Consider the following 9,634-nt stretch of genomic DNA (forward strand, 5'->3'; position numbering starts at 1 on the left):
GCTTCTAATAATAACAAGGAGTTTAAAGAAATTTTTTATTTTTGGAACAGTAATTGTAATTTCAAGGATATAGCAATAAAATGTACATAAAGAAGTTACATTATTAATGACCCAGAACACATGAAAAGAATACCACTTATAATAATCGCAATATTAGCCATACAAATGTCTTTTTCTCAACAAGAATCTGCATTTGGAAATGGCGAATGGTTTAAGTTTAAAATGAGTTATAGTGGTTTTTTAAAAGCAGGAAATGCAACACTTACTGTAAAAGACTCTAAACTAAACAACAAAGATGTTTATCATGTAGTTGGCAAAGGCTGGACTACAGGTATGATCAAATGGTTTTTTAAAGTAAAGGACAGATATGAAAGTTACTTTGATAAAAAGACTATTATGCCTTATAAGTTTATTAGAAATATAGACGAAGGTGGGCATACCAAAGATCTTGAAATAGATTTTGATCAAGCAAATAATAAAGCGTACGTAAACAATAAAAAGCACAATAAAAAAACAGTCATTGATACCAAACCTAATATTCAGGATATGGTATCAACATTTTACTATTTACGTAATAATTTGGATATTACCAAGTTAAATCCAGGTGATGAAGTAAGGGTCGATATGTTTTTTGATGAAGAAAATTACGGATTTAAACTACAATACCTAGGAGAGGAAACCATCGATACCGAGTTTGGAGAAATAGAGTCTTTAAAATTTAGGCCATATGTTATGGCTGGTCGTGTTTTTAAGGAGGAAGAAAGTTTAACACTATGGGTGTCAAAAGATAAAAATAAAGTACCTTTGAGGATTAAAGCAGATTTAGCGGTTGGCTCTCTAAGAGCAGACCTTGAAGCTTTTAAAGGGTTAAAACATCCTTTTAGAATTGTTGTTAGATAATTATAGATTTTGAATTCAGAAATAACCGCCCAACTAAAAGAAAAATACGAGGCAATAGGTCAAGGGTTAGAAACTCATTTAGAAGGGCTACTACATAGTAAACCTATAACCTATTGGGATTATATCCATACAGATGCCTTATTAGGACTACAAATACAGAGAACTACACTGCCAGATGAGATGGTATTTATAGGATACCATCAAATTAATGAGCTCATTTTTAAAATGATTCTTTGGGAAATTAAACAAGTAGCTGAATGTGAAAAACTAAGTACTGTTTTTTTTGAAGAAAAAATAATGCGTATTAGCCGCTATTTTGATATGCTAACAACTTCATTCAATATTATGAGGGAAGGCATGGATGTAGAACAGTATAATAAGTTTAGACACACACTTACTCCAGCAAGTGGATTTCAGAGTGCACAGTATCGCCTAATAGAATTTGCTTCAACAGAACTTATAAACTTAATTGATATTAGATTTAGAGCATCCATCGATAGAAATACCCCTTTTGAGCATGCTTTCGAGCATTTATATTGGCAAGCAGCAGGTAAAGACTATAAAACGGGTAAAAAATCCATTCTACTTAAAAATTTTGAAAACCGCTATAAAGAAGAGTTTATTACTTTTATGAAAGTATATAATACGAAAAATCTATGGTCAAGATTTAAAGAATTACCAAAAGCAGATCAAAAAGATGAAGACTTAGTTAAAGCCATGCGTCATTTTGATTATACTGTAAATATAAAATGGGTCATGGCACATTATAATGCTGCTAAACATTATATATTAGGAAAAGATGGTGATGGAGAAGCCACAGGAGGAAGTGATTGGCAAAAATACATGCTTCCAAAATATCAAAAAAGAATATTTTTTCCAGAGTTATGGTCAGAAAAAGAAATACAAGAGTGGGGTACAAATATTTAATAGCGATACTATTAACAATATCTTTTATTGCGTGTAAAGACGATCCTAAACCAGTTTTTTTAGAAGAAGAATTAGCGATAGTAGAAGAAGTCCCTGAAGAGGTTTATGAATTTGGGTTTAACTTAAACGACTATACCGTTAAGCGAGATACCATTAAAAGTGGGGACAGCTTTGGGCAAATTTTAGAACGTCATAGAATAGGGTATCCTAGAATATTCCATATAGCGGAAAAAGCAAAAGATTCGTTCGATATAGTTAGAGGTCTTCAACTAGGAAAACCATATACGCTATTATGCTCTAAAGATTCGTTGGAGCTTCCAAAATGCTTTATTTATCAGCCAACGCAGGAAGAATACGTCGTTATTAATTTTCATGACTCCATTCATGCGTATACTAGCAAGAAACCTATTAAATATGTTGAAAAAACAGCGACTGGGGTCATTAACAATAATATTTCGGAAACTTTAGAACAGCAAGGCCTCAGTCAGCGATTAGCATATAAAATGGCAGATGAAATTTATGCCTGGACCATAGATTTTAGACGCCTTCAAAAAGGAGATCGATTCAAAGTCATTTATACAGATAAGTATATAGACGATACCATTTATACTGGAGTCCATAATATAAAAGCGGCCTTTTTTGAGCATAATAAAGAGCCTTTCTATGCCTTTGAGTTTGAAACGGATTCAGTAAAAGGTATTATTGACTATTTTAACGATGAGGCTAAAAATTTACGACGTGCCTTTTTAAAAGCCCCCGTAAAATTTAAACGTATCTCTTCGAGATATAATTTAAAAAGGAGAATTGCGGTTTATGGCTATAAAGTCCGTCCACATAAAGGTACCGACTTTGCTGCGGCCATTGGTACGCCAATTATGGCTACGGCAAACGGGACCGTTACAAAATCCAGTTATACAAGAGGTAATGGCAATTATGTGAAAATAAGACATAATGCCACTTACGAAACCCAATACCTTCATATGAGCAGACGAAATGCTAAAGTTGGTCAGTTTGTCAAGCAAGGAGACGTTATAGGCTGGGTAGGTATGACAGGAAATACAGGAGGTCCGCATGTCTGCTATCGTTTTTGGAAAAATGGAAGACAAGTAGATCCATTTAAACAAAAATTACCAGAAGCTAAACCGATATCAGACTCCCTAAAAGTAAAGTATTTAGATTTTATAGCACCTATAAAAAAACAGTTAGATAGCATCCCTTTTAAAAGGGGTATATCGGGATTAGAAGAAGTATTATAAAATAAGGATAATCTAATTTCATTTAAAGATTAATGGCACTACCAAATATAAACCCTACGACTACAGATTCATGGAAACGATTACAAGAACATTTTAAGACGGTAAAGAATGTTCATATGAAAGATTTATTTGCTCAAGACAAAGAGCGAGCAAATAAATTCACCATAAAATGGGACGATTTTTATGTGGATTTTTCAAAAAACAGAATCACAGAAGAGACCTTTAACTATTTACTGGAATTAGCCGATGAGGCTAAATTAAAAAACGCTATTAATAGTCAATTTTCTGGAGAAACCATAAATAAAACAGAAGGAAGAGCTGTTTTACATACGGCCTTACGTGCCCCAGAAACTTCAGAATGTCACGTTGATGGTGTTAACGTGATACCAGAAGTATATGAGGTAAAGCAGAAAATACAGCAATTTACAGATGACATTGTAAATGGCGAAAGAAAAGGCTTTACAGGAAAAGCCTTTACAGATATTGTAAATATTGGTATTGGAGGGTCGGATTTAGGACCGGCCATGGTGGTAGACTCTTTACAGTATTATAAAAATCATTTGACAACGCACTTTGTAAGCAACGTAGATGGCGATCATGTCAATGAAATTATTAAAAAACTAAACCCGGAAACAACGCTCTTCGTTGTTGTTTCAAAAACATTTACGACACAAGAAACACTATCTAATGCAAATACCATTAAAGCGTGGTTTTTAAAAACAGCTAGCGAAGAAGCTATTGCAAAACATTTTGTAGCAGTATCTACAAACATTCCAAGTGTCAAGTCATTTGGGATAGATGAAAATAATGTTTTTCCAATGTGGGATTGGGTTGGTGGCCGTTTTTCATTATGGAGCGCCGTTGGTTTGACCATAAGTCTAGCCGTTGGATATCATAATTTTGAAAGTTTGCTTCGTGGTGCCAACAAAATGGACGATCATTTTAAAACTGAAGATTTTAAGTCCAATATCCCTGTAGTATTAGCTTTAATAAGTATATGGTATAATAACTTTTTTAAGGCAGAAAGTGAAGCTGTCATTCCTTATTCTCAATATTTAAACCAATTTGCAACGTATTTACAGCAAGGTATTATGGAGAGTAATGGCAAAAGTGTGGACAGAAATGGCAACCCTATTGATTATGAAACCGGCACTTTAATTTGGGGAGAACCAGGAACGAATTCGCAACATGCATTTTTTCAATTAATACATCAGGGCACTAAGTTGATTCCAGCAGATTTTATTGGTTTTACCAAATCCTTGCACGGTAATCAAGATCACCAAGATAAGCTTATTTCTAATTTTTTAGCGCAAACCGAAGCGCTCTTAAATGGTAAAACAGAAAAAGAGGTCATTGCCGAAGGTACGCCTTCTGATATTATTCCTTTTAAAGTTTTTAAAGGTAATAAGCCAACCAATACCATTTTTATAAATAAATTAACGCCAGAGAGTTTAGGGAAGCTTATAGCTATGTACGAACATAAAATATTTGTTCAAGGTATCATTTGGAATATTTTTAGCTACGATCAATTTGGCGTAGAGTTGGGTAAGCAATTAGCAACAAAAATTTTACAGGAATTTAACAATAGCAGTCTGAGCAATCATGATTCTTCTACCAATAATCTATTGAATTACTACAAAAATAAGGTATAAAAAATGTGAAATTCTTAACGTAATTAACAAAAAAGGCACTGATGTACTAATATCAGTGCCTTTTTTGTTTGTCATAAATGTTAAGAAATTTAACACAAGCTTAATCGTTGTGTTTCAATTATCCGTATTTTTGTCCTGACTAATTTCAAATAATTAATTCTTTTTAAATTATGAAAAAAACTATTCATTTTTTATTAATGACTGTGGCGTGCTTATTTTCTACAGTCATTATGGCACAAAGCACTATTAAAGGTACAATAATAGATGCCGAGCTTAACGCTCCATTACCAGGCGCTAATATTGTTGAAAAAGGAACCACTAATGGTATTTCTTCAGATTTTGATGGTAATTTTACCTTAACCACTGAAGCCTCTTCAGGAAGCGTTGTGATTTCTTATGTAGGGTATGGTCCTGTAACCATATCATTTAACGGTGATACAAACTTAGGGGACATTAAATTAACTCCAGACAATTCTTTAAGCGAGATTTTGATTATTGGGTCTGGTGTCATTGATTTGGCAGAAGGCAGAAAAACCCCCATAGCGGTTTCTACCATTAAAGCCAATCAAATTCAAGAAAAAACAGGAAATTCAGATTTACCTGAAGTATTAAAATCTACGCCTTCTGTACAATCTGTTCAAGGTGGTGGTTTTGGTGAAGGTCAATTATTTTTAAGAGGGTTTGATCAAACTAATACAGCATTCATGCTCAATGGACAGCCAATTAATAGCCCAGAAGACGGCAGAATGTTTTGGTCGAACTGGTCTGGTGTCCTGGATGTTGCCCAAGCAGTTCAGGTACAGCGTGGTTTGGGATCTTCAAAGTTAGCTATTTCATCTGTTGGAGGGACCGTTAATATTGTAACTAAAACCATTGACAAAAGAGAAGGTGGTTTTGTGCAACAAATGGTTGCTAACGACAACTATACTAAAACAACAGCATCTTACTCAACTGGTTTAATGGAAAGCGGTTGGGCATTCTCTGCACTGTTAGGTCATTGGCAAGGAGACGGTTATGTTGATGATACGGATGGGCAAGGGCAAACTTATTTTATTTCTTTAGGCTATAAACCAAATGAGAATAATATTTTTAACTTCATGATAACTGGTGCTCCCCAATGGCATGCAACATCCGGTTTTTTTGATTTGGATGATTTATTAGCTAATGGCAGGAGATATAATAATGCATACTCTAATGTAGACAGTCCAAACTTATTGCAAAGCGGGAAATACCCAAGTGGTAGAAATATTTACCATAAACCTGTAGCTAACTTGAGTTGGGATTTGACCATTAGTGATGAATCTTCATTATCATCTGTATTATACGCTTCAGTAGGTAGAGGTGCTTTTGCATCAACTATAACATCAGGAGGTGTTCCAACTTATGCGAGAGGGTCTAATAATAACCACAACTGGTACGGATTGGTATCAAATTTCAATACTAAATTAAACGAAAACTTAAGCCTTAATGTTGGAGCAGATGTACGTCTGTACAATGGAATTCACTTTAGAAGCGTGAACGAATTCCTATCTGTAAGTTCTGTCCAAGGATTTAATGATAGTAATAGTAATGTAAACGTACTCACCAATACTTTTGGGGGTATTAATCCATGGAACCTTACATTTAACCCTAATGATGACCATTCGCAACGTTTCGGTTATGATTATGAAGAAGACATTAACTATTTAGGAGTCTTTGGTCAATTAGAATACTCTAACGATGCGTTTTCTGCATTCTTTCAGGGGTCTGCTTCCACGCAGTCCCATTTAAGGACAGAGTATAAAGAAGTTCAGGTAGCTGGACAGCCTGAAGAATCTGAAAAGGTAAATAATACTGGTTTTAACGTAAAAGCAGGTGCTTCTTATAACCTTAACCCTTCTAATGTTGTTTTTGCTAATGTAGGGTATTATTCACGTCAACCATTTCATAGTGATTTATTTGTGGATGATAGAAACTCAAATCAATTAAACCCTTTAGTAAAAGGAAATCAAAAAATCACAGGGTTAGAAGCTGGTTATCGATTCTTGGGAGATGTTGTATCGGCTAATTTGAATATCTACCATACCACTTGGAACGATAGGATTGATTATAGTTCTGATGATACAGATAACGATGGGCTTGATGATGAGTTTACACAAACAAGCCCTTTAAAGCAAGTACATATGGGCGTGGAATTAGAACTATTTACACGTCCAACAAATGGATTAAATATTAATGGATTTGTATCTGTCGGTAATTGGGAATATGATGGTAATATTACCACGAGAACAACTGATGATACCGGAGCCCTAATATCAAATGGAGCAACGAGCTACATTGATGGGGCAAAAATAGGGCAAGCGGCCCAATTTACTGCAGGGGTTAGTGCCGATTATGAAATTTGTCCGCGCTTAAAGATAGGGGCGAACTGGAACCAATATGATAATCTATATGGAAATGCCGATTTTGGAGGCAGTGAATTTTCGACAGCGAATAATAGAGGAACCATTAAACTACCATCATACGATACAGTAGATACTGGAGTCTCTTATAAGTGGCCTTTAGGAAAGGATGACGAAAACTCATTACAGTTCAGGGTTAATATTTATAATGTTTTTGATGAAGTTTATATTGAAAATGCCAGAGACAATGAACATGTAGATGCAGGAGATACAGCATGGAAAGGTGTTAACGTTGAAAATGGTGTAAGGTTTGGTTATGGTAGAACGTGGAATTTTAGCATGCGTTTTAATTTTTAATACCATTCCCAGCTTAAAATTACTCATTAAAATTTGCCTATATAAAAAATCACTGTGTTTTACTTGAGTAATTTTAAATAAGAACTGGTATAACCCGAACAAAATTATATAATTTTAAACCGCTTCAAGTTGAAGCGGTTTTTTATGCTTTTAATTATTACATTTGTTGTAATGAATTTAAATATTTGACATATGTATGATATTGTAAAAATGCTACATTCTTATTGGGCATATTTAGTGCTTTTAATATTAATCATAGCCACTGCAAATGCTTTAATAAAAACATTTGGAGATAAAGAATACGAAGCTAAAGATTTTAGAAAATCACTATTTACTTTAATAGTATCGCATATACAATTATTAATAGGGTTGATATTGTACTTTGTGTCCCCCAGATTTGAGCTATGGAGCGAATTGGGAGGTGGCGTTATGGGCAATTCCTTGGCAAGATTGTATCTTGTAGAACATCCTTTTGTAAACATAGTAGCAGTAGCTTTAATAACCATTGGCTATTCTAAGCATAAAAAGAAACTAACCTCTAAATCCAAATTAAAAACAATAGCTGTTTTTTATACCATCGCCTTAGTATTGTTTTTATCGCGAATTCCTTGGAGTTCTTGGATAGGTTAAAAATATACAGGGTTTCTAAAAAGCTTCATGATATGCCATTTTGAGGAGCACTAAAATTACAACGCGAGAGTCTGTTCATTTAATAAATAACATCTGTTCGACATATTACGAATTGGTAATCTGGTATTTAAAATATTTTAATAAAGAGGCGTATTCAGAAAATAGGATCATTAATCATATTTTGATGCTATTTTTTGTTTTTAATACTTTCATTTGACCATTTTCAGTTGTTTGAGATAATAAAAAGAACAAAAGGCATTTATTTTTTAACAACGTGACGCACGTTCCCATTAGTAGATCTCGATGTTTTTTTAAGCGACCTGTTTTTTGGAGTTTAGCATTCGCCTGCCTATTTCCAGTGCATTAGCGGTATGTATGCCAAAGAAAATCCATAATATTTCATTTGGTTTTGTTTTCGCCTTTATTTTCTTGAGGTGGTAATGTTCCTTTTCTTTGCCAAAACTGCCTTCCAGCCGTGATGCCCTTTCCTTGGTTATGGCTGCTTTTAGTTTTTCTCTTCCTGATAATCTTTGGGCAGTTTTCCCTTGCGCTTAAAATCGGTCTTTATCTTGTGCTTGCTGACAAAGTTTCGGTTCTTGTTGGTGGCATAAATAGCATCTGCCCCTATAACCTGAAGTTTTTTATGGGTAAGGCTCTGTGCTTTGTAAATACTGGATTGTAAACGGGCACCTTCATTAAAAGCATTGAAGCTTATATGTTCTATAAAGCTGATGCCGTCCACCTGTAATTTATTGACCTTGGCCCCAAACTCCACTGCTTTTATTTCTTTGCCCCTTACTATGGGGCGCAGGTAGCCTTTGGCAATGCTTACGATGCGGTCTTTTATTTTTTGACCTGTTTTAAAATGGTTGCTTTGTTGCTTATACACTTGTTTTATGGTAGCCACCCTACGGTAATATTGGGCTGTAAAACTAATGCTGTGATGCTTTTGTAATTTGGTTTCAAAATCGATAAACTTTTTTAGGAGCAACAGCAAGGCTCTTGTTAGGGATTTGCGCTTGGGCACTGTTTTGCGCCGCATTTTGCTAAAGCCGATATAGCGACGTTTCCACTTTATATATTTACTGCGCACCATTTTCACCCCTAAGGCCCTGCAGGTCTTTTTCAACTGGCCATAGAGCCAGTTTACTGCTTCCCATAAGAGCTTCTGGTTGGTTGGATAACGCACTGAACTTTCGTAACAGGTGGCATCTACCGTGACCTGGTCCGGTGTGGAGACATAAGGCTTCCAGTGCCCGTAAAACAGCGCTTCCGTAGCGTCAATGTCCAGATTGGAAGCCAGTTCGCTCCTTATCTGGCTCACTATCTTAAAATTGGTGAGGCGCCCGTAGCCTAAGGAAATATCGCAAAAAAACTGATAGTCCAGGTTACCGTTGAGCTGCTCTATAAGTTTTTGGTCCGAGCAGCCTGCATAGTGTTTTAAGAACATGAGGGCCAAACGCCCCCGTGGGCTGAACAGCATGGTATTGCCCAATCTTTTCTCTTTGATCTTAAATTGTGATACTAAACC

At 35.2% G+C, this 9,634-nt stretch carries 7 protein-coding genes; 6 read left to right on the forward strand and 1 reads right to left on the reverse strand.

Features of this window, described 5'->3' with window-relative positions; genetic code table 11:
• Window positions 1-120 precede the first annotated feature (120 nt).
• The 6 genes from PQO00_RS14620 (at window position 121) to PQO00_RS14645 (ending at window position 8,103) form a co-directional block, all read left to right on the forward strand.
• Window positions 121-900 carry a DUF3108 domain-containing protein gene (locus PQO00_RS14620; RefSeq protein WP_274185586.1) on the forward strand — a complete coding sequence of 260 codons (780 nt, stop codon included), beginning with the start codon at window positions 121-123 and terminating at the stop codon, window positions 898-900.
• Between the two features lie 9 nt (window positions 901-909).
• On the forward strand, window positions 910-1,827 hold the full coding sequence (locus PQO00_RS14625; RefSeq protein WP_274185587.1) for a tryptophan 2,3-dioxygenase family protein: 918 nt from the start codon (window positions 910-912) through the stop codon (window positions 1,825-1,827).
• Entirely contained in the window at window positions 1,785-3,083 is a 1,299-nt protein-coding gene (locus PQO00_RS14630; RefSeq protein ID WP_274185588.1) for a peptidoglycan DD-metalloendopeptidase family protein, read from the forward strand. The genes PQO00_RS14625 and PQO00_RS14630 overlap by 43 nt, the downstream gene beginning before the upstream one ends.
• 32 nt (window positions 3,084-3,115) lie before the next feature.
• Complete coding sequence (pgi, locus tag PQO00_RS14635) at window positions 3,116-4,735, forward strand: glucose-6-phosphate isomerase (protein ID WP_274185589.1); 1,620 nt, start codon at window positions 3,116-3,118, stop codon at window positions 4,733-4,735.
• Between the two features lie 170 nt (window positions 4,736-4,905).
• Window positions 4,906-7,473, forward strand: coding sequence for a TonB-dependent receptor (locus PQO00_RS14640; protein WP_274185590.1), 2,568 nt, complete (start codon window positions 4,906-4,908; stop codon window positions 7,471-7,473).
• Between the two features lie 192 nt (window positions 7,474-7,665).
• On the forward strand, window positions 7,666-8,103 hold the full coding sequence (locus PQO00_RS14645; protein ID WP_274185591.1) for a hypothetical protein: 438 nt from the start codon (window positions 7,666-7,668) through the stop codon (window positions 8,101-8,103).
• 505 nt (window positions 8,104-8,608) lie between these two features.
• On the opposite strand, the gene PQO00_RS14650 is transcribed toward PQO00_RS14645, so the two are convergent.
• On the reverse strand, window positions 8,609-9,634 hold a 1,026-nt coding region (locus tag PQO00_RS14650; RefSeq protein ID WP_274185592.1), incomplete at its 5' end, for a transposase.

It is taken from the genome of Flavivirga sp. 57AJ16 (assembly GCF_028736925.1).
In the GTDB taxonomy this organism is placed as follows: Bacteria; Bacteroidota; Bacteroidia; order Flavobacteriales; family Flavobacteriaceae; genus Flavivirga.